16 protein-coding genes are annotated in these 22,170 nt (G+C 41.5%); 8 read left to right on the top strand and 8 right to left on the bottom strand.

The window, feature by feature from the left end; genetic code table 11:
* Positions 1–132 precede the first annotated feature (132 nt).
* The 5 genes from HMPREF9075_RS04930 to HMPREF9075_RS04910 all read left to right on the top strand — a co-directional run bounded on the left by HMPREF9075_RS04930 (position 133) and on the right by HMPREF9075_RS04910 (position 3,499).
* Positions 133–342 (top strand): hypothetical protein, encoded by a 210-nt coding sequence (locus tag HMPREF9075_RS04930; protein ID WP_009751379.1) that lies wholly within the window; start codon positions 133–135, stop codon positions 340–342.
* On the top strand, positions 330–611 hold the full coding sequence (locus tag HMPREF9075_RS04925) for a virulence protein (protein WP_009751378.1): 282 nt from the start codon (positions 330–332) through the stop codon (positions 609–611). Before HMPREF9075_RS04930 ends, HMPREF9075_RS04925 begins: the two co-directional genes overlap by 13 nt.
* A 36-nt stretch (positions 612–647) precedes the next feature.
* Complete coding sequence (gene sppA / locus HMPREF9075_RS04920; protein ID WP_034556869.1) at positions 648–2,414, top strand: signal peptide peptidase SppA; 1,767 nt, start codon at positions 648–650, stop codon at positions 2,412–2,414.
* Positions 2,415–2,499: 85 nt separating this feature from the next.
* A complete protein-coding gene (locus tag HMPREF9075_RS04915; RefSeq protein ID WP_009751375.1) occupies positions 2,500–2,697 on the top strand; it encodes a hypothetical protein in 198 nt (65 codons plus the stop codon).
* Between the two features lies 1 nt (position 2,698).
* On the top strand, positions 2,699–3,499 hold the full coding sequence (locus HMPREF9075_RS04910; RefSeq protein ID WP_009751374.1) for an RNA methyltransferase: 801 nt from the start codon (positions 2,699–2,701) through the stop codon (positions 3,497–3,499).
* Between the two features lie 306 nt (positions 3,500–3,805).
* Here HMPREF9075_RS04910 and HMPREF9075_RS04905 read toward each other — a convergent pair whose 3' ends face one another.
* From HMPREF9075_RS04905 to HMPREF9075_RS04870, 8 genes are all read right to left on the bottom strand, one after another.
* Positions 3,806–4,684, bottom strand: a complete 879-nt coding sequence (locus HMPREF9075_RS04905; RefSeq protein ID WP_009751373.1) for a PorP/SprF family type IX secretion system membrane protein — start codon at positions 4,682–4,684, stop codon at positions 3,806–3,808.
* An 11-nt stretch (positions 4,685–4,695) separates the two neighbouring features.
* Complete coding sequence (locus HMPREF9075_RS04900; RefSeq protein ID WP_009751372.1) at positions 4,696–7,782, bottom strand: thrombospondin type 3 repeat-containing protein; 3,087 nt, start codon at positions 7,780–7,782, stop codon at positions 4,696–4,698.
* Positions 7,783–7,844: 62 nt separating this feature from the next.
* The gene (locus tag HMPREF9075_RS04895; RefSeq protein WP_009751371.1) at positions 7,845–9,095 is read right to left on the bottom strand and encodes an HmuY family protein; all 1,251 of its coding nucleotides are present in this window, start codon (positions 9,093–9,095) and stop codon (positions 7,845–7,847) included.
* 18 nt (positions 9,096–9,113) lie between these two features.
* Entirely contained in the window at positions 9,114–11,237 is a 2,124-nt protein-coding gene (locus HMPREF9075_RS04890; RefSeq protein ID WP_009751370.1) for a TonB-dependent siderophore receptor, read from the bottom strand.
* A complete protein-coding gene (locus tag HMPREF9075_RS04885) occupies positions 11,228–12,016 on the bottom strand; it encodes a lipocalin family protein (RefSeq protein ID WP_009751369.1) in 789 nt (262 codons plus the stop codon). The genes HMPREF9075_RS04890 and HMPREF9075_RS04885 overlap by 10 nt, the downstream gene beginning before the upstream one ends.
* A gap of 11 nt (positions 12,017–12,027) precedes the next feature.
* On the bottom strand, positions 12,028–13,215 hold the full coding sequence (locus HMPREF9075_RS12565; RefSeq protein WP_009751368.1) for a leucine-rich repeat domain-containing protein: 1,188 nt from the start codon (positions 13,213–13,215) through the stop codon (positions 12,028–12,030).
* 26 nt (positions 13,216–13,241) lie between these two features.
* On the bottom strand, positions 13,242–14,396 hold the full coding sequence (locus tag HMPREF9075_RS04875; protein WP_009751367.1) for a leucine-rich repeat domain-containing protein: 1,155 nt from the start codon (positions 14,394–14,396) through the stop codon (positions 13,242–13,244).
* 461 nt (positions 14,397–14,857) lie between these two features.
* Positions 14,858–17,929 carry a thrombospondin type 3 repeat-containing protein gene (locus HMPREF9075_RS04870; protein WP_009751366.1) on the bottom strand — a complete coding sequence of 1,024 codons (3,072 nt, stop codon included), beginning with the start codon at positions 17,927–17,929 and terminating at the stop codon, positions 14,858–14,860.
* A gap of 538 nt (positions 17,930–18,467) precedes the next feature.
* Here HMPREF9075_RS04870 and HMPREF9075_RS04865 point away from each other — a divergent pair.
* Genes HMPREF9075_RS04865 through HMPREF9075_RS04855 form a run of 3 tightly spaced genes read left to right on the top strand, consistent with a single transcriptional unit; the run spans position 18,468 to position 22,165 of the window.
* The gene (locus tag HMPREF9075_RS04865) at positions 18,468–19,637 is read left to right on the top strand and encodes a leucine-rich repeat domain-containing protein (protein ID WP_009751365.1); all 1,170 of its coding nucleotides are present in this window, start codon (positions 18,468–18,470) and stop codon (positions 19,635–19,637) included.
* Between the two features lie 15 nt (positions 19,638–19,652).
* The gene (locus HMPREF9075_RS12560) at positions 19,653–20,870 is read left to right on the top strand and encodes a leucine-rich repeat domain-containing protein (protein ID WP_009751364.1); all 1,218 of its coding nucleotides are present in this window, start codon (positions 19,653–19,655) and stop codon (positions 20,868–20,870) included.
* A gap of 17 nt (positions 20,871–20,887) precedes the next feature.
* A complete protein-coding gene (locus HMPREF9075_RS04855; RefSeq protein WP_009751363.1) occupies positions 20,888–22,165 on the top strand; it encodes a leucine-rich repeat domain-containing protein in 1,278 nt (425 codons plus the stop codon).
* Positions 22,166–22,170 lie beyond the last annotated feature (5 nt).

The following is a 22,170-nucleotide window of genomic DNA, read 5'->3' as shown; positions in this document are numbered from 1 at the left end:
TTTTTAGTGTAAACCTATTTCAGGATATGACAAAGATAAGGGATAGATAAAAGCCTGTGGGGCTCGCTCCGAATTTGTTTATTTGCTAAATTTTACTACCTTTGCGCCAATAAAATAAGATTTGCTGAGAATATGAAAAGTAAATTTAAAGTAGGGCAACGGGTATGGGTGTCGCCGCAGCTAACAAATAAAACAGACTGGGTGGAAGCTACTATCACTCAAATAGATAACAATCCTTTTGTGGGAATTGTTATCAATGTAAAAACTGACAGTGGGGAACTTTTCTTTGAAAAAGAAGATATGTTCAAATCTTTAGAAGCATTAGAATTATGTACGCTATAGCATTCGACTTGATTATTTCTGAATTAAAAAAACATTACAAAGACCCTTATAACAATGCTTATGCAGAAGTAAAAAAGGTCTTAGAGGAAAATGGTTTTTTCTGGATACAAGGAAGTACCTATGCCACTGAAGGAAATTTGAAGGTGCTTTTTCGCGCTATACAAAGTCTAAAAAATTTACGTTGGTTTTGTCTATCTGTAAGAGATATACGTGCTTTCAAAATAGAAGATTATTCGGACTTTACCGAAGAATTTAAACTAACTATTTAACACATAAAACCTTACTTAATCTGTAATATATTATATATGAATTTCTTTAAAACTTTATTAGCCTCTATATTAGGCTTTTTTATCGCTATAGCGGTATGCTTTATCTTCTTCTTACTCTTTATCTCTATAATGGCGGGCACAGTAATGGGCAGTAGCAAAGAGACCATTAGCATTGAAGACAATTCGGTATTAGAACTCTCGCTAAGTGAACCTTTGGTTGATTACGGCGAACGGGTGTTCTTCAAAGACTTTGATATTACTAACGAAGAATACAACGGACTTAACTCTGTGCTAAAAGCTATCAAAAACGCTAAAACCGACAGACATATCAAGGGCATCGTCCTAAAAAGCGAAGGTAACCTTGGGGGCGTGGCTTTTGCCCAAGAACTGAGAAAAGCCTTGCAGGACTTTAAAACTTCGGGTAAGTTTGTATTGGCTTATAGCAACGACATCTCTCAGCTGGATTACTACCTACAAACGGTTGCCGACAAGATTTATCTGAACCCTCTGGGAAGTGTAAACCTGCGTGGTCTCTCTTCTGAAATCTTATTTTTTAAAGATTTGCAAGAAAAAACGGGGGTGAAAATGGAAGTTATCCGTCACGGCAAATACAAAAGTGCGGTAGAACCTTTCTTGGAAAACCAAATGAGTGACAATAACCGCTTGCAAACTACCGAGCTGCTGAAAGCAATGTGGGACGTATTGGCTACAGGTATTGCCGAAAGCAGAGGAATGACCGTAGAAAAAGTGAATGAAATCACTACCCAATTGGGGGGTAGAACGGCTGTTTTGGCACAACAAAACGGCTTGGTAGATAGCTTGCTATACCGCGATGAGTTTGAAAAAATTATCTGCGAAAAGGTGGGTGAAGAAGATATTAAAGACGTCAATTTTATTGCCATAGAAGATTATGCCGAAGCGGTAATAAAACCCGACACAAGCAAGAAAAAAGATCTAATAGCGGTAATTTATGCCGATGGTGAAATTATGCAGGGACAAGGACACTCGGGCGTTATTGGCGATGAAACTATTATTGAGGCACTGCGAAAAGCTACTGATAATGAGGAAGTAAAGGCTATCGTGTTGCGTATCAACTCGCCTGGTGGTGATGCGTTTGCTTCGGAACTGATACATCGCGAAATTGGCTTGGCTAAGGCTAAGAAAAACGTATACGTTTCGATGGGGAACTATGCGGCTTCGGGCGGTTATTACATTGCTTGTGCTGCTGATAAGATTTTTGCCGAAGAGGGGACTATTACAGGCTCTATAGGGGTATTTGGCGTAATACCCAATGTGAGCACGCTGGCTAAAAATTGGGGCATCAGTGCTGAAACTGTAGCTACCCACCCCAATGCACAACTGTACAGCAGCTTTCAAAAACCTACGGAGCAGTTTCGCAAAGAGATGACCGAATCTATAGAGCAGATATACAGCATATTCTTAGACCGAGTGGCACAAGGGCGTGGCAAAACAGCTGAACAAATAGATAGCATTGCACAAGGCAGGGTATGGAGTGGCAAAGAGGCGCTTGCCAAAGGCTTGGTGGACGAAATAGGCAGCCTAAACGATGTAATTGTCTACGCTGCTAAAGAAAACGGACTAAAAGACTACAAAACAATATCGTACCCTGTATTTGAAATGGATTTCAAAGATGTATTCAAGCGTTTTGGGGTGCGCCTAATGGGCGAAAACTTGCGCCAAGAGATGGGGGCTCCTGCTTACCAAATTTACCAGCAAGTGAAACGCATTAGCAATCAGCGGGGTATACAAGCGCGTATGGAATACGACCTCAACCTACAATAATTAACGGAAATTTTAACAGAATATATTTGCTTTTTAAAAAAGAAAGATGTACATTTGTACAGTAGAAATTTAAAAAGTAAGTATTATGAAACGACCTATGATTGAATATACCAAGTTGATTCTTTCAAAAGTAAGTTTTGATCCCAACTTGTTCTACAGAGAGCTTAAAAAAGCCGTTAATTCACTATTGCCTTATGAGGTAGAAGAACTCAAAGAATGGCTAAACGTTTATACTAAAAATAAACCTGAACTGATGCAGTGTGTAACACTGATAGAAAAATAAAATGAAGGAAATCATTAGTGCGCAGAACCCTTTTGTAAAGAAGTTGCTGCAGCTTGCCGAGAAGTCGCGAGTGCGTAAAAAAGAAGGATTATGCGTAATTGAGGGCTTGCGCGAGGTACAATTGGCTATACGAGGTGGCTACCAGCTAGAGGCGATACTCTATCAGCCCGAATTGCTAAGTGAAAGTGTCTTACAAGAGCTGCTAACTACATATCATAAGGCTACTGAGGTAATTGCTATCGGCAAAGAGGTGTATGCCAAGCTCAGTTATCGTTCCTCAACCGAGGGGATTATAGCGGTAGCACGTACTAAAAGTCACAATTTAGAGGGTTTTATAGCCGACAAGGAGGATTTGCTGCTATTGGTAGCCGAAGCCCCCGAAAAACCGGGGAATATAGGTGCCCTATTGCGTACCGCTGATGCGGCTCATATAGATGGTGTTATTATCGCTAACCCCAAAACCGACCTTTATAACCCTAATATTATACGTTCTAGTGTGGGGTGTGTATTTACCGTGCCAATAGCGATGGGCACTACTGCCGAAGTGCTAAACTTTTTGCAAACAAAGCACATCAATAGTTATTGTGCGGCACTTACGGCATCGAAGCCTTATTACGAAGTATCACTCAAAGGACGTACCGCTATAGTAGTAGGCACTGAAGATGAAGGGCTTACTGATGAATGGCTGCAGCAAAGCACTCAGAATATCATTATTCCTATGGAGGGTGTAATAGACTCTATGAATGTATCGGTAGCGGCTGCCGTACTTATATTTGAAGCTAAACGACAACGTAAAGCGTAATTGTTTAGAATCATAAAAGGGGCTGTCCGAAAAGTTTTGTTTTGTGAGGGCGATTGATTATCATTCTGAATTTTGAATTCTGAATTCTGAATTTTGAATTGATGGGACAGGTAGGACTTGGGGGCACGAGCTACAAGCTCGCGCCAGCGGGGGATTTGCCAATCGCCCCTACAATGTGAATAAAAGTGATTGATTATCAGAGTAATTAACTTTGTCAAACTCTGAAAGTTTGACAAAGTGTGTATAATAAAAGCTGCCCAGAAGGTCTTGCGACTTTCTGGGCAGCTTTGTTATTGGTCTTCTTTGTTAAAAAGTAACTTTCAGAACAAATTCGTGTGTATTCTTCAATTTGGCGTTAAGTCCTTCTTGGAAGACGGTTTCAAACCCATAACCCACTGATACGTAATATTTAGGGATATTGAATAACGCATAAATATTCATCGTATTGAGACTGCGATAAGTAAGCCCTGCATCTAACACATTGCGGTACAATAGCGCTGCAGTGATATTAGCTTGTGCCTCTCCGCCTTGGGTAATTGAAGCTTGCAAACTGGGGCGCAAGGTAAAATCGGGGGTGAGTGTATAGTAATACCCTCCTTGAGCATAGAACACCATTTGAGATGAAACGGAAGTTACTACCTCGTTTTCTACCTTAGTTTTATCGGAAGCCAATAAATTAGGCACTGATAAGCCTGCATACCATTTGTGAGCTTGGTAATAGACCCCTACCCCTACATTGGGCTGGAACTTTCCTGAAACGCCTTGCAAATAAGGGTCGTTTTGAGGGTTGAAAGTTCTAAAACGGGTACCGTCAATATTAAATAGGTCGCCCCCAGCTTTTAGCCCCAATTGCAGTGTAGATACACTATCAATAGCAAGACCATAAGCAAAATCGGCATAGATAGCAGTTTGACGTTGCACAAACACTTTTTGATTTACTACCTGAGCACCGAGTTTTACATTATTGGTAATGCGGTGGGTGGTGTTAAAGGATTGCAATTGGTGGTTATCAGAACCCTGCAAGTGATTGCGAAGGTTAAGCAAGAAAGTATGCCCGTTCTCGGCACCTGCAGCTGCAGGATTCACCACGTTTTGCAATTGGTGATAAAACACATAGTTAGTTTCTTGGGCTTTGGCAAGCCACGCATAGCACATTGTTACTGATAATAATAATATTTTCTTCATTTTATATGGGGTTAATAATTAATATATATCCAACCTTCGAGGGTAGTTTTACCAGCTATAGTAAATTTGTAGTAATAGCTACCTTGTGGCACTTTCTTACCGTCAATACCTATACCGTCCCAACCTTCATTTTCATTCTGACTATTATAACCACTCTTTTCATACACTAACTGTTGGTTACCATTATATATTTTCAGGTTGTTATTGGGGTAGAACGATACACGGCGAATGTACAATCTATCATTGATACCATCACCATTAGGGGTAAAGGCATTAGGGATAAGTACTACCTCATTAGGGGTATCGTCTTGTGCATTAGCTACTCCATCACCATCAATATCGGGGTCGCAGGCATCGCCTATACCATCTTTATCGGTGTCGGCTTGGTCTGTATTAGGAGTGCGAGGGCAGTTATCTTGGTCGTTAGGGATACCATCACCATCCATATCGTCATCACAAACATCGCCTATGCCGTCACCATCAAGGTCGGCTTGGTCTGGATTGACTACTGTAGGGCAATTGTCATTCGCGTCTAAGACTCCATCACCGTCATCATCGTCATCACAAGCATCGCCTATACCATCTCCGTCAGTATCTGTTTGGGCAGAGTTGGATACTTTAGGGCAATTATCTTGTACATTGAGCACGCCATCGTTATCCATATCGGAGTCGCATTCATCACCTGTACCATCTCCGTCTATATCAGACTGGTTGGGGTTAAATTTATCGGGGCAGTTATCGTTGTTATTTTTGATACCGTCATTATCGCGGTCATCACTACATACATCGCCAATACCATCGTGGTTAGCATCTTCTTGACCTGAATTTGCAACTTTAGGACAGTTATCTAGGTTATTAGGGACACCATCATTATCAATATCGGGGTCGCATACATCGCCTATACCATCACCATCGGTATCCAATTGGTCGGCATTAGCGGTATCAGGGCAGTTATCGTTGGCGTTGGGCACGCCATCACCATCGCGGTCGTCATCGCACGCATCGCCTATACCATCATCATCGCGGTCGGCTTGGTTGGGATTGGCAACAAAGATACAATTGTCTTGGCTATCTAATAAGCCATCACCATCGGAATCTTCATCTATCTTCACGATTACCTTTTCACCTTGGTTTACTGCCAAGTAAATATTTCCTACAGGCTTAATCATTATTCTACCTTGCCGAGTAGCCAATGTACTAGTAACTGTAAAGGTATAAGAACCTGTATTAGGGATATTTTCGGCAATTGTTTTATTGAAGTTTTGACCATCTAAAGCAAAGTAGATAGTAACACTTTGGGTGTTTATGGGAGCCTTATCGGTATCGGCTACGTTCCAAGTAATGGTTTGGGTAGTACCGAAGAACCAATAAGCATCTTTTTTCTGAGAAGTAATTTCGAAGGGACCTGCTTCGGCTACGTTTATAGTTGTAGTGCTGTAAACGGTGCTACCAGCGGTTTGGTCGGTATCGCGGTCGGCACGGTCGCCTCCAAATTTTCTATCGGAAACCACGAAAGCCCATTTCATTGAACGTTTTACAGTAGCTACTGTTTCCCACGAACTACGATTAGTAGGGTTGCGCTGGGTGAGCTTGCCTTCTAATATTTGAGAGAAGCGAGGTACATAACGCTCGTTGGAACGAGTAGGTGGTATAGCACGTGTTAAAGGTCCTTTTTTATTAACTGATGAGAACACTTCATAGCTAATAGAGCCATTAGCATCGTCTTCTTGCTCCCAAGTGTAGTAAAGGTCATCGTTATCGGTATCGGTAGCGGTAGCTTTTAGCAAATAAGCTGTACCATTAGGGATAGTATATTCAGGCAAATCGCCTATTTCGGGAGGGGTGTTGCTTAGGGGAGTAACCGTAAGGCAAGGGCGTGTTTTCATATGCTCCATAATTTGCTTTACGTTTACGTGGTTGAAGTAAGCATCCGAGCGAGGTTGCACATCATCGGCTCCTGATATACCAGCATAGCCCATAATAGTAGAGCCACTACCAGGTTCTACTTGCACTCCCGATCTTTCTCCATTGAGGTTATGCACGTGGTTAGCACCCATTTGGTGTCCTAACTCGTGCGCAAAGAAGTCGATATCAAATCTATCTAAATCTTGCCCCACGCTCACATCACCCGCAGAGAAACCACCACCTTTTTTGCCAGCCTCGCATATACAGCCTATGCAGCCTGCATTACCATTGGCTCTGGTTGTATTGTCAAAAACGTGCCCTACATCGTAGTTGGCAGAGCCCACTTTTGTATCCAAAAAGTCTTGCAGAGGCTTCCCTGTCCAATACATATTAAGCCTTCCCTCAAACACATCGTCTGATTTGTTATCAATGATTATATTTTCACCCGATACCAACTGAAATTCTATAGACATTTGTCGTCTATACACTTGGTTTACGCGTTGCACTGCCGATACTAACTGTGCCAATGTAGCAGCCTTTGTGCCGAAGCGTTGGGTATAGTTGTGGGTAGTAGCAATAGCGATACGTATTTTTCGCAACTTGTTACCCGAACTATAGTCGTTACGTGCTGTGTGGGAACGCTGAGTGAGCCCATCGTTGTCTTCGTGAGTGTTTATTGCAGCGCCACCTTGGGTTGTAGTGTTACAAGTGAAGCGCATTGCCTCTTGTGCAGCCGAGCGGTTGTAAGCCTTATAGCGTTTGCCTTTTTTGTCATCGGCTTGCACAAATGAGAAGTCTAAATCATCGCTAAACATCACAGTTAAGCCTGCGGGTGAATAGGTAAAGCTCACCTCTTTGGTGGGGTTGGTAGCCGAATAGCCTGCATAGGATTCAATTTTAGGATACTTGGCAGCCATTTCGGGGGAAAGCACTTGTACTTTCTTTACCTGAAACACCTCAAATTCGCCTTTGCCGTTAGGCAGTTGCACGCTGATATACTCGCCACGCTGGGAGCTTCGGTCGTGTAAAGCTTTCCCAAAGAGCTTTTTATCAAGAGAATAGTAGTAATAGCCTTCTGCTTGTGGACTATTGTTGTTGGTACGCCGTGCGCTACCGTCAAGCGGCTGCCAGTACCCCTGCGCCAATACACTTCCTACGCATAGGAAGTAAATGATAATTGCTAATCTGTACATCGATACTATTATTTATATATTACGAATATTTTTGCCGCAAAAACTTTGCCAAAATTACGCTCTTATTTCAGTAGTTCATACTCAAATGATGGATAACCACGTTTGCCTTCATCATTTTTATAGCCCAGCATCTTTATTTTGAAATAATTTTCGTTGTTATCTTTCACCACAAAAATAAGGTCATCACGCAATTTATCGTTAATAGGGTCACGCCAAACTCTACCAAAATACATTTGGTTATTGTATTTTTCATCATTAAAATTCACTTTCAATGCTTTTTCTTTAGTATATAATGGGTAACGGCGGTCTCTTTCTTCTTTATCGGTGTATTTGAAGAAAGTGTTACGCGTGCCCCCGTGTATATTTACGGTTACAATATCGGGAAAAAAGGCTACTCCGTTAGCAGGATTACCTGCTTGTTCTCTGTTAGCTCCTCTCCAGCTGGTATAGGTAGTAAAGCACAAGTCCCAATTTTTCTTTTTAGGTTGTACACGTACGTAGTTGCCTGTGCTTAAGTTTAGGAAGACAAAATTGTAAGCAGGGTCTTTTTTTACGATAATTGTTTTAAAGTCGTCAGGGCGTGAAACATTGTGATCGGCATAAGTAATTTTGTACCCTTGTTCGTGGCGTACAATTTTAATTTTCTTCCAGCCACGGTGGTCGCCCAGCGTATTTACCCCTCCCACTTTGGGTTCTACATCACTAACGGTATAGCCCATATTTAGCAAGTATATTTTGTTGTCTTGGTCTCTTTCGGCTATTTGGGCAATGGCAGTACCTGTACCTTTTGTTCCATTTCCTCTAAACAAACCACTAGGCTCGTCAATATAATGATTGGCAATAGGCATATTAAGATTGGTATTATCTTTACCTACTATCATATTCTCATCTTTTTGAATAAAGGTTTCTAATTTATCATTATTAGTAGGCTTAACAGTCATTGCCAAAGAAGCGTTTAGGACAACGCGGAAGTCGTCATTACCGCAATAGAACGCCAAGTCCCAAGCATCGCGTTTTACTACAAAAGTTTCTTTGGTAGAAAGGTCTACGTACACTTGGTTAGGCTCATTTGGCCCGCCTACATTGGGAGTTATCACATAGCGTGTTTCGGGGGTAACTGTAGTGTAACCATTGGCTTTGCCGTCATCGGGTAGTGGTTCTGGTGAAGTTTCATTGGTAGCCGCAGTATTGGTTACTGTACCTTTATCGGGCGTAGGCAGAGTTTTTTTCACCTCGTTAGTATCTTCGTCGTTCTTGCAACCTACTGTTGCCAACATACTTATTGCTGAAATAAATAAAATAAACTTTTTCATATGAAATGATGTTTTTTTTTAATGATTAATATTCAAGTTGAAAGTGAGTTTTGCGTAAAAGCTACGCCCCGCACTCAATGGGAAGTTTAGAGTAGTAGTTTGCCCCGTGAGCGAAGTGCGTGTATAATTGATATCTACCACATTCAGGAGGTTACGCACTCCTAAGGAACATTCTAAGCGCTTGTGCAAGAAAAGTTTCTGTACCGAAGCATCTACAAAGCCATAGGGGTCGGTATCTGCTACCTGATAGCCTGTGGAAGTGGTTACCCAACGTTGTGCGCGCCCTACAAACTTGTAGTATGCCGCAGCCGAAAAAAGCGGACTAAACTGATAGGCTACGCCAAGATTGGCATTCAGGTTTAGCAAAAACCTATCATCGGTATAAAACTTTTCGGTTTTCATTTGCTGACTTATCCATACTAAGGAAGCTCCCAAAGATAGCTCGCATTTGTTTATTTTGAAATTATGCGAAGTAATCACGTTGTAGTTATAATATTTGCTTACATTGATAAATTGCATACTTGGGGTACCATTTTCTATATCGAGCAAGGCATTTTCTATTTTATTGGTAATATTGTTATAACTCAATGCCAAATTATTTACCATTGTTAGGCTACCTTTATCATCAAAGACAGTTGTTTTTTTGGCATTTGTCTCGAAGGTGAGTGAGCGTTCGGGCAAGAGGCTTTCATTGCCCACAAATGAGTGTCCGCTGAAGATGTTACGCGTGTAGAGCTCTTCAAACGAAGGGGTGCGGTAGGCTTGTCCTGCCGAAGCACGCCACTCTATATTACGCCCAAATAGATACCTGCCCGATAGGGAATAAGCGTATTGGTTATCAAACAATTTTTGAAAAGAGTAACGCCCTCCAGGTCGTAATGAAAGCTTATCGGTGAGATTTACTTCCAGTACCGAATAGAGGTCGTAATTATCTACATTTTTGGTTACTTGCTTAATGGTTTGTCCTTCGTTTTTGATGTCGGAAAAGCCAATATTATGCGTAAGCTCATAGCCCACTTGCAGGTTATACCTTTTGTTAGCAAACGGTCGGCTGGCATAGCCGGTGCTGTAATACACATTCATAGACTGTGTTTTGCGCTTTTCGTGTCCTATTTCCTGCTGGTATTCTATCATATAGCGGAATTTATCTTCTTCTTGTTCCTGATATTGATAAGAAAAAGAAGCATTGTAACGCCATAGTCCTTCTTTGCCATTGAGGTTCAGGTGGTGATAGTTGCGCATAAACTTAGTGCGCCTGTCATCGCCATAGGTATATTCATCATAGATAGGGCTATAGGTAGTTTCGGCAGTACGATCGAAGAACCTGAAGAGGTTGTCCATACGTTCAAACTTGTACAACAGCGAAAAGTCTTTGCGCTGGTATGAGAGCATAGCCGAGGTTTGCAACATTTCATAAGGACTGCGCTTATAGCCACGTTTTTCATCGGTTTTTAAGTAATTTTTACCTTTAAACTCGCCGTAATAGCCATTAAACACGGTGCGGTTAGTACCCAATGAAGCCACCCAACCTTTGGCAAGCTGCGCTGTAGCTTTGAAGTTCTGCAAGTGCTTACCTTTATTCACCCAATTGTATTCTTTGCCGATGGCTTCCTCTTGCAATGAGTAGCGCAATTGCCATTGCTGTTGGGTAGTGCGTTTGGTGATGATGTTCAGTATTCCTGTTACAGCATTAGCCCCGTGCGTTACCGCCATAGCACCTTCTACAATCTCTATGCGCTCTACATCTTCCAAGTTTACCTGCGAAAGGTCGGTATTGTTGCCAAAGCCGTTTTCGCCCACCAAGGGCACGTTATCTACCAGCACTTTGAAGTATTTAGCATCTAAACCGAAGAGTGATACGGTTTGCTTACCCGTATTCTCATCGGGACGAATGGTGATATTCAGGTATTGGTTGAGGACATCGGCAAGGGTAGTAGCGCCCATTCTGCTTATTTGGGCACTACTGATTACTTGCACGTTTTGCACTGCTTTTTTAAGTGATTGTGGTTCTATTTGTGCAGATACCACCACCTCTTGCAAATCTATTACCTTATCGGCTTTCTTATCATTGGGTTGTGCTAATACCGCTAAGGGCATCAGTACTATTATGCACAGCCATGTTTTAAGGGTTGTTACTTCCATCGTGGGGTACGCTTATAGATTTCTTCTTCCAGCTCGTTGCCCACCCAACGGTAAATGATGAGCTGGTCTTTGGTATATTCAAATTCGGTAAGCCCCACTTTATTGAAGCGTTTAGAGCGAGCCTCTATAACTCTCAAGTTGGGCAATACCCTATAAGTACCTTCAAAAAGCACTAACTTGCAACCTGCTTTTATCTTATATTGGTGAATTTCAATATTATTCCCGTCAAAGACAATTTTTTGTTGGCTGCGGCAGTTGCTATTGGTAAGCACCCAGTCGTAATTATACCTGCCATCACGCCTCAGGTGGTGTATGTACCAAGTACCGATGAGCTCTTTTTGCAAGTCATATTTGTAATCTTTCTCATAAGTACTTGTTTGCACGCCTCCCGATTGGTTTTTATATACCATCGTGAGTGTATTGCTCACAATGGTATAGTCATAATTTTCGGTATTAGCGTCTGTTTGCAACACGACCTTGTTGGTAGTAACCGTATAAGTAAGCGCTTCAGGTATAGGCTTGCAGTCATCTTCTGTTTTTTGGTAGAAGGTACGAGTGAGCGTTCCATCTCGTTTAAACAATAGCGATGATTTGCGGGCACAATTTTCTAAGATAAGTGTATCTTTGTTATTGATAATATTCATCAAACGCCATTCACCTACTATAGGGTGAGGTGGGGTTTCGGGGACATCGGGGGGTACCTCTGGCTGTTGTTCTTTCTCGCAAGCCACTAAGCCGCACAACATACATAACACTGTGATAAATAAACTCTTTTTCATATATTATTTACTTATCGGGTGAATGATGATAAAGGTTTAATCTTTGTTTTATCGAGATAAGAAGCCCAGTCGCTATTCTTGTATGTCTCTATACTTTCATCGGGCACATAGATATTTACCCTATTGCCAAATGAGATGTGGTAAGCAGGATAAGCAGGTGGTGTTTTGGAGCGGATAATCACACTTTGCACGTTGGAACAACGTTCAAAAGGTGTGTTACTACCCATTCTGCCCAAGCTTGCTGGGAGGTCTATAACCCTCAGTGAAGTACAGAAAGCGAAAGCATTACTATCTACTTGTTCTACCCCTTCGGGCAGTTTCAGTTCGGTAATGTTTTTCCATTCGTGGAAGGCATCACGTCCTATTTTTTTCACGGTATGCGGTATTTTGATACTTTCGGCTATGCAGCCCACAAAGGCAAATTCGCCAATTTCTTCTATACCGTCTTCTAAATTGATATACTTAAGCCTTTCGCAACCTGTAAGGATACCGCGTTCAATTTTGCGTAAGCTCCCTGGTAGTGTAATAGCCTCTAAGTATTGCAATCCCGAAAAGGCGCGCATTCCTATTTTTTTCACTCCACGATTGATTATAAGCGAGCGGACGGCATACGACTCTGGTATTCCGAACTCTAATTCATTTCTGAATGCGCCGGCAGCGATTTCGGTTACCTTATTTAAACGACTATCTGTGCGCATATCAATAAATAGTGTTTGTGTGTTGAACCATGCTAATAGAGTTGTGCCGTCTTCGCTCAGCCTATAGTTCGGTAAATCATTGGGAGGAGTTTGCGGTACACCGCCAATTTTCACTCCTTCTCCCCAGCCTTGTGCTGTTTTAGGCCCGTAAAGTTTTACGGCTTGAGTATCAATATAAAGGTCGCCTATTTTACCTATTGTTGTTGGTGGGCGGGTAGCACCCGAATGTATGGTATTGGGTTCTTCTAAGCTATGGCTACTCACCAAACGGATAGGTGTGCCTATCCAGCCTGTTTCGGCTTTAGGCCCATAGAGCAATCCTGTAAGTCTATCAATATAGTAGTCGCCTATACGCCCAGTATCTAAGGCTGGAGTTCCTGCGTTTAGCCATATTTTGGTACCGCGTTTTACGGTTACTTTTTCAAGTGTTTCTTTGACACAAGCCGTAGGCAAAGTAAGTAACATCACCCCCAATAAGGCAGCTGTAATAACTTTTTTCATCATCTGATTTTTTTAGGGTGATTTACTTAGTTTAAAGGCTCAATCATATCTTTGATTTCGGCAAAGTGAGGAGAGTTCTTATAATTATTTAGGTAAGCCGGTAATACGTATATTTTGGTAATATTCACAGGGATAAATTGACCATTCATTTGAGGCACATCACCTTTGAAAGTAATTTCGGTTACGCTAGAGTCTTCAAAAGGATTATCACCCATTAAGGTAAGTGAAGCAGGGAATACTACTTTTTGCAAAGCAGTACAACCTTTGAATACACCTTCTTGTATTTGTTGTAATCCCTCGTTAAGGGTTACTTGGGTAAGTGCAGTACATTTTTCAAAAGCCAAGCCTAAAATAGCCTCGCAAGAGCTTGGTACAGTTACCTCTTTCAAGCCTATACATTCTGCAAAGGCATTGTATCCTAATTGTTGTAATCCGTTGGGCAAGGTAACTTTTTTCAATGAATAGCAACGCGCAAAAGCATCTACATCTATAGCGCGCAATTTGCCTTGTGTGCCAAAGACAATTTCTTCAAGGTATAAATCGCCTTCAAATACAGCACCTTCAAATTTAGTAACATTATTACCTATTGTTACTTTTTTCAAGGCGCGTTTTCGGGCAAAAGCACCTTCGGCTATTGTTTCTACATTGGCAAGTTCAGCGATTTGGTTCATATCCAACACTTGAGTTTTAGGATTTGACCAATAAAGAAGTATAGTGCGGTCGCTGCTGAGGCGGTAGTTAGGCAATTCGCTATCGGGGGTTTGGTTTGTGCCATTGTTGGTATTTTTGCCTAAAGAGATACCTGTTCCCCATTGGTTGGAAGTTTTAGGCCCGTAGAGTACTTTGTTTTCAAGGTCTATATACCAATCGCCTTCGTAGCCTTCGTTGGGTGAAGGAGCACCAGCACCAGAGCGTATTTTGGAACTTTCATTGTGAGCACTACCAAATTTGACAGCTACCCCCCACCCTTGAGCCGTTTTAGGCCCGTATATTTCATAAGTAGTTTCGTTGATATAGTAGTCGCCTACCTTACCTTCGTCATTATTTGGGGGTACTTGTCCGCGGCGGATATCAGAGCCTTCTTGTACTTCGGTACGCTCTTCAATTGTTTGTTTTTTGCAACTTGTTACTGTTGCCGTGAGTGTGCAGCAAATAGCTGCACCGATTAATAATCTTTTCATTTTGAACCGATAAATATTATTGAGTTTTAAAATTATTTTTTTTGCAATGTTTTAGCAAAAACATTACAAACAGTATAATTAGTATAAATAGCTATTATTATTTATATTGAACAAAATTAAGCTGGTGCTAATTACAGTACAAATATATTAACACTTTTTTTCATCAGAAAACTATTATTTAGAATGGTATTGTTTAATAAGGTGTTAAAACATTGATAATCAACTATGAATTTTAGCACTAAAAAATAAGCTATTTTTCACCTGACTACCTCACCTTCTTATGCGGGGTATCTTTTCACAAGAAGTAACAATAAAGGTTTGGGGTATAAAAATAAATTATTCGCAACAAAAACATAGTTTTATTGCGAATAATTTATTTTTAGCCATCAGTCTTTAATCATTAGCCGTCAGAAGCGAGCTATATAGGCTAAGGATTAACAGCTAAAGAGTAATGGTTATTTTTAATAATTAATATACAACCAGCCTTCTTTGGTTTCATTTATTTTTTTCAGGGTGAGCTTGTAGTAATAGTACCCACGGGGTACTCGTTGCCCATTGCTACCAATTCCTTTCCACTGGCTTTTGTAATTGTGAGCTTCATAGATAAGCGTTCCTTCGGTAGTGTATATTTTCAGGTTATTTTCGGGATAAGCGGTAAGTCTATGTATAAAGAATTTATCGTTGATACCGTCATCGTTGGGGGTAAAAGCGTTGGGTATTAGGACGGTATCTTGTTCTTCATCATATTCGTTTGGGATACCATCACCGTCAAGGTCGGGGTCGCAGGCATCGCCAATACCATCTTTATCAGTATCTTTTTGGTCGGGGTTGGGTGTTGAGGGGCAATTGTCAGTATTATTAGGAATCCCATCGCCGTCGAGGTCGTCATCACAAGCATCGCCAATGCCGTCTTTATCGGTATCTGTTTGAGTTGGGTTGGGTATATAAGGGCAATTATCCTGTTCGTTGGGGATACCATCATCATCGGCATCGGGGTCGCAGGCATCGCCAATGCCGTCACCGTCAGTATCTGTTTGGTCGGGGTTGGAGATGTCGGGGCAGTTATCGCGGTCGTTAGGGATACCATCGCCATCGCGGTCGTCATCACACACATCGCCAATGCCGTCGCTATCGGTATCTTTTTGGTCGGGATTGGGTGTTGCAGGGCAGTTATCGTCATCGTCTAAGATACCGTCTTGGTCTTGGTCGCCACTACAGATAGCAGGATTTTGGTCGGGGTTGGGTTTATTGGGGCAGTTATCGCGGTCGTTAGGGACACCGTCACCATCGCGGTCGTCATCGCATACATCGCCAATACCGTCATTATCAGTATCTATTTGGTTAGGATTGGGCGTATTGCGGCAGTTGTCGCGGTTGTTGGGCACGCCATCGCCGTCTAAATCATCATCGCATACATCGCCAATGCCGTCATTATCGGTGTCTTGTTGGTTGGGATTGGCGGTTTCTACGCAATTATCGCGGTTATCGGGTATACCATCGCCGTCTATATCGCCGTTTTCTTTAACTACTACTATTCCTTTATTGACTGCTAAATAGATATTGTCATCGGCAGTAATCATATAGCGTCCTGCAGTAGCGCTATAGGTATCGGTAACGGTGAAGGTATAGACTCCATTATTAGGGATATGAGCAGCTATTGTGATAGAGAAAACGCTGCCATTGGGGGCAAAGAGTATTGTTACTTTTTGAGTATTTACGGGCTCTTTGTCGGTATTGGCTACTTGCCAAGTAATGGTTTGGGTAGTGCCGTAGAACCAATAGCTTTTTTGGCTATGAGAGCTTACCTCGAAGGGACCTGCGGTACTTACCACTTTTATTTTCATATTGGCGAAGCTGGTAGTACCTAAGGTATTATCGCCAGAGCGCCTATTGCGGGCAGTCATTTTTCTATCTATTACCATTAAGCTCCAATTGAGGTTACGGCTTACGTTACTGACCGTTTCCCATTCGCTATTGCGGTTGGGAGCGCGCTCAGTAAGCTGGTTTTGCAAGATGCGTGATAGGCGTGGTATATAGCGTTCGGGTGAGGGATTAGGGGGTAGTGAACGTGCCATAGGGCCTGAACTGTTATTGGGTGAAAATCTATCAGCACTAATAGCACTAGAGTTGTCGCTCTGTTCCCAAGAGTAATATAGGGGATCATTATCGGCATCGGTAGCGTGCCCTCGTAGCACATAGGCAGTTCCTTTAGGGATTGTATAAGGCAGCAAACTATCTATTTGAGGGGCTTTATTTTCAAAGTTTTCGGAACGTGGGCAGCTTTGTTTTTTGATATAATCTACTATTTGTTTTACATTGAGGTGGTTGAAATAAGCATCGGTGCGGGGTTGTACATCATTTGCCCCTGTGATACCTGCATAACCCATAATGGTAGTGCCGCTGCCGGGCTCTATTTGTGTTCCATATCCTTCATAAGGGCGAGAAAGGTTGAACGAGTGGGTTGCCCCCATTTGGTGTCCTAATTCGTGACAGAAGAAATCAACATCGAACCTATCTAAATCTTCAAAAGCTTTGAAGTTGCCTGCTGAAAAACCTTTGCCTTTGTTGTTGTCATCACACACACAGCCTATACAACCTGCATTGCCATTGGGGTTGTAAGTGTCGTGGAATAAGTGCCCTACGTCGTAGCGTGAGTTGCCTACTTTTTCGTCTAATATTTTTTGTATAGGGGCACCAGTCCAATCATTTGAGCCTAAAGATGCTTTTTCTACTAAATCGGAAATGGCACTTTCTGACTTTTTGCTTAGGATTGTTTCTTCGCCCGATACCAATTGAAAATCAATTCCCATTTGTGTTTTATACACTTGGCTAGCACGCTGAACGGTAGAGACTATTTGAGCCAAAGCTACACGTTTATCGCCTCCGAAATATTTTACATATTCATAGGTGGCTACTACAGCTATTTTGATAGTGCGAGCTACACTTTGCGATTCGAAATTGTTGCGCTGGGTGAAATGAGCTTGTGAGTCGGTTTGCTCTCGGCGCAAGGCGTCTTGAACAGCTTGCGCTGGGATATGACAACCAAAGTACATAGGAGGTACTGCTATTTGGCGGACATAGACTTTGTGGTGTAAGCCTTTTTTATCGGTGGGCTGCACGAAGGCATAATGAAATCCTTCGGTAAATATTACCGACAGCCCTGCGGGTGAAAAGGTGAAGTTTACAGCCTTTTCGGGATTGTCTACCGCATAGCCTTGGTAGGTTTCTATATCGGGGTAACGCAGTGCCAATTCGGGCGATAATACGCTTGAAGGCTTTACGTTAAATTTTTCCAAATTTCCGTTACCATCAGGAAGGGTAATTATAGTGTACTGATTATAAGCCCGAGAGGTGGTATTATGAAGTGCTTTCGCAAAATCTTCTTTGTTGAGGGTGTAATATTTGTAAGGAGAAGAAGTATTAGCGTTGGCTCTTTGAGTGCTAACATCCTCATTCCAATAGCTTTGCGTATATCCTATTGTGGTAGTAAGGCATAACAACCAACAACAGTACTGATAGATTTTATAGGTCATATTTGTTTAGTTGTAAATTAGAATTATTATAAAATTGCTGCAAATCTATTACATTTTTTTGGAATGACAAATTTTAATCAAAATATTTTAATTGATAAATTTGTTAAATGTCAATAATTCAAGAATTTAAAGTTTAAATTTTAACATTTGAAATTCTTAAATTTTATATATAATTTTAACTTTTTTGATATTATTAGCGAAGCGATAAGAAAATAATAGTAAAAATAATTCGATTTTATTTGGTGTTAATAAAAATAATCAGTACTTTTGCAGCGTTTTTAGAGCTCATCCTTCGCTGAGAAGAATTTAGAATTTTGAATTCTGAATTTTGAATTTTGAATTGGGCATAAGCTGCAAGCTTGCGCCAGCGGTGTATCTTTCGCTCATCCTTCGCTCATCCTTCGCTGAAGGTTCGGTGAGAAGAATTTTGAATTATGGGACTGGTGTGACGGGAGAAAGGGATGAGTAAAAGAAAAATATTGAACAAATATCAAAAACCATTACAAAAAAATACAAAAACATTAAAAACCATTATACAATGAAAAAGTTAATTATTTGTGCTGCAACAGCATTGTTTTGCGCTGCTACTTTTGTGGAATGTAGCAAAACGCCTGTAGAAGAACGGGAAGAAATTCAAAATGGTACGGACATTATCCGCCGTAATGTGCCGCCTCAAAACTCTGACGGGAAAATTGGCGACTACTATATCAATGAAACTACTGCTGAAATTTACGGTCCTAAAACTGAAAACGGCGGTTGGGGTACTCCTTGGCGTTTTGGCAAACAGGATAATGTGGGGAATGCAAAAATATATTCGGGAAGTGGTGCGCCCAGCAATACTGACCCTAAATACAAAGAGGGCGATTGGTATATAGACGTTGCAAACCGCAAATTGTACGGGCCTCGCACGCGTAATCTTTGGGGTAACGGTATCCTCATAGGTGGTGCTCCCAACGAGGGCACTAATACTGACCCTGATGCTTCACTGCCTAACTATCGCTTGGATAATGACGGCAAAACGCTCCTTGCTTGGATAAACTACAAATCGCAAATTATTGATATGAGCAAAACACCTCTCAACTTGGTAGAAAAAATAGAAGTGGCTGCTTTTGCAGGAAATAAAGCAATACAAAAGGTAATTTTTGGGGCTCAGCTTAACACTATAGGGGCTTCGGCTTTCAAAAAATGTTATTACTTAGAGGAAGTAGTGTTTAACGAAAACCTCAGCCAGATAGACGAAACAGCTTTTGAAAACTGCTGGTACCTAACTACACTAAACTTGCCTAACCGATTGGAAGTGATAGAGCAAAAGGCTTTTCACAACTGCTCTGGGCTCACTACCGTAAAAATACCAGGTAGCTGTAAAAGTATAAAATTTGCTGCCTTTGAAAAGTGCAAATCGCTTACTGATGTGCAAATAGGCGAAGGGTTAGAAAACATACATCAAAACGTGTTTGAAGAATGTACCGCTTTACAATCGGTAGTATTGCCACGCAGCTTGAAAGCCTTAGGCAGTGCGGTATTTAAGGGTTCGGGGGTAAAAAAGGTTACTTTCTTGGGGGCATATCCCGAAACAGGTATTGCTGAAGATGCTTTTCGCGAAGCTACTTCACTGAGCGAAATATTAGTGCCTACTGAGTATTTAGATGAGTATATAAACCATTTTTCGGGCTCGGACATCAAAAATTTAATTAAAGCTATTCATTAATAAACCTTTTTTGTTATGAAACATCTACTTTTTATAGCTATGAGTTGCGTACTTACAGCGACTCTTAGCAGCAGTTGTAGCAAAGAGGCTATAGAACGCGTTACTGTAAATAAAGGGAGTATGATTATCCCTGGCAATGGAGCTCCTGCTGCCGATGTGGGAGGCAAGGGTGATTATTACTTGGACAAACTATCGGGAAAACTCTACGGTCCTAAAACAGATACAGGCTGGGGCAACAATCCTATTGCTTTAGTAGAACCCAATTCGGTAGGCAATACTATTTATTCGGGCACTACGCCTCCTGCCGCTGATAAAGGAAATATTGGCGACTTGTATTTGCAGCTAAACAGCAGCAACCCTAATCATTCTAAACTGTATGGGCCTAAAACGGCTGAAGGCTGGGGGACAGGTTATGAAATGGGGGACAAATCGGGGGGACAACCTCAGCAGTTACCTAACTACCGCTTGAGCAAAGACGGCAAAACACTCCTTGCTTGGACAAACTTCCGCACCTTGCACTTGGATATGCGCTCCGACCCTAAACTTGCCAATGTAGAACATATAGGTGATGAGGCTTTCCGCTTTTCATACGGCGAAAGTGAAGATGCACCGCTGCCTTATGCGCTTACTACGATTATCCTCTCGGACAAGGTGAGCAGTATTGGTACCAACGCTTTTGGCGAGATGGCTTTCTTAGAAAGTGCTACTTTGCCTAGTGCGCTGAAAATAGTACCCGAAAACTGTTTCTTGTACTGTGAAAAACTTAAAAGTGTGAATTTTAGCGAGGGTATTGAGAAGATTGACAAGTTTGCTTTTGCAAACCTACCTTTAGAACGCGTAAAAATCCCTCACAGCGTGAAACACATTGGCGAAGCGGCTTTTGCTAATAATGAAAAACTTGTAGAGGTTATTTTGCAAGAGGGGCTGGAGGTAATAGGTGCTATGGCTTTTGACAATTGTAGCGAAATCACTCATTTAGAAATACCCGCTAGCGTAAAGGCTATAGGAAGAGATGCATTTGCGGGTTGTAGCAATGTAGATTACTTGGTACTACCCAGCAAGACCCTCCCTCGCTGGGATGTGGTAACGATAGATGATTTTGAAAACTTGCACTTTATTTACGTGCCCGATGAACTTGTAGAAACTTACAAGAAAGATGAAAATTGGGGATTGGTGGAAAATGAGGATAGCAATATAAAATACAAACCACTATCGGCTAAAGCAAAAAACTAAAAACAATTCTAAATATAATGAGAAAAATCATTTTGTGTTCAACCATTGTACTAACCAGCTTCTTTTTTACCAATTGCCAAAAGGAAAAACCTAATGAGGAAACGCCTGTAAAGCCTACCGAAAAGGGTATTCCTGCAACAGCTTATAAGCTAAGTGAGGACAAAAAAACGTTGCTAAAGTGGAACGACAATAGCCTCAGTACAATAGATTTTACCACCGACCCTGTGTTGCGCAACGTTACCCACATTGCAGCTAACACTTTTTCGGGCTGCACGGCACTCACACAGGTAAAACTAACTGACAAGATTGAGCATATAGGGGAATTTGCGTTCTACAAGTGCAGTAACCTGAGTGATTTTGTAATGAGCAACAACGAGCATATTACCAAAATTGAACGAGGTACCTTTCAGGATTGCAGCAAGCTCACCTACGTAAAGCTGTCGCCTTATATCACGACTATTGGGATATTGGCTTTTGCCGATAGCGGTATCAACAAGATTGAGCTGCCCGAAAATTTCTTCTCTATAGAAAAACAGGCTTTTGCAGGCTGTGTAAATTTAAAAGAGATAGAAATACCCAAGAACGTGAGCGACATTAGTACGGCGGCTTTTGAAGATTCTGGTTTGGTAAAAATCACACTTTACGGCACTTTTCCGCCTAAACTGAGATTAGGAGAAAGAGGTGCAGGCTTTATATCGCCTTTTCCGCCCTCACTTACGGATATTATAGTGCCGAAAGAAGCTACACAAGACTACCGAGACAAAAAGGAATGGCACTACTTTGCGGCAAAAATTAACAGACATTTAGGATTTAAGCCGCTAACCCTTAGCCAAACAGAATTTATGATAAACGAGGGTGAATTTGTAGACTTCAGTGTAGAGAGTGGCAATGGTGATTACAAAATAGTACAAAGCGAAGAAAGCAAGGTGATAGTAGCTTACGCTCAAGAGCAAAATAACAAGGCTCGTTTTCGCTTATACGGTCAGAAAAAAGGGGCTACTACTCTTACTTTTATAGATGAGATAAGCCAAACCCAAAAAACACTAAACGTGCGGGTGGTAACTCCTTTTACTCTTACACCTAATGTGTTACGCCTATCGGTAGGCGAAAGCAAAACGATAGCCGTAACAGGCAATGGTAACTACCAAATAGCAGCTACCCAATTTGCGCAAATTACCTATAACGCTACTAAAAGCGAACTGGTGGTGAAAGGCTTACAAAGAGGTAACGAAGAGGTTATCATTACCGATACCTTCTCGGGCAAACGTTTGGCAGTGGAAATTATTGTAAATTAACTACA

Origin of the sequence: Capnocytophaga sp. oral taxon 332 str. F0381 (assembly GCF_000318275.2) — a bacterium.
In the GTDB taxonomy this organism is placed as follows: Bacteria; Bacteroidota; Bacteroidia; order Flavobacteriales; family Flavobacteriaceae; genus Capnocytophaga; species Capnocytophaga bilenii.
The sequence above is the reverse complement of the archived record's forward strand: the minus strand, read 5'-3'. Positions and strand labels throughout refer to the sequence as shown.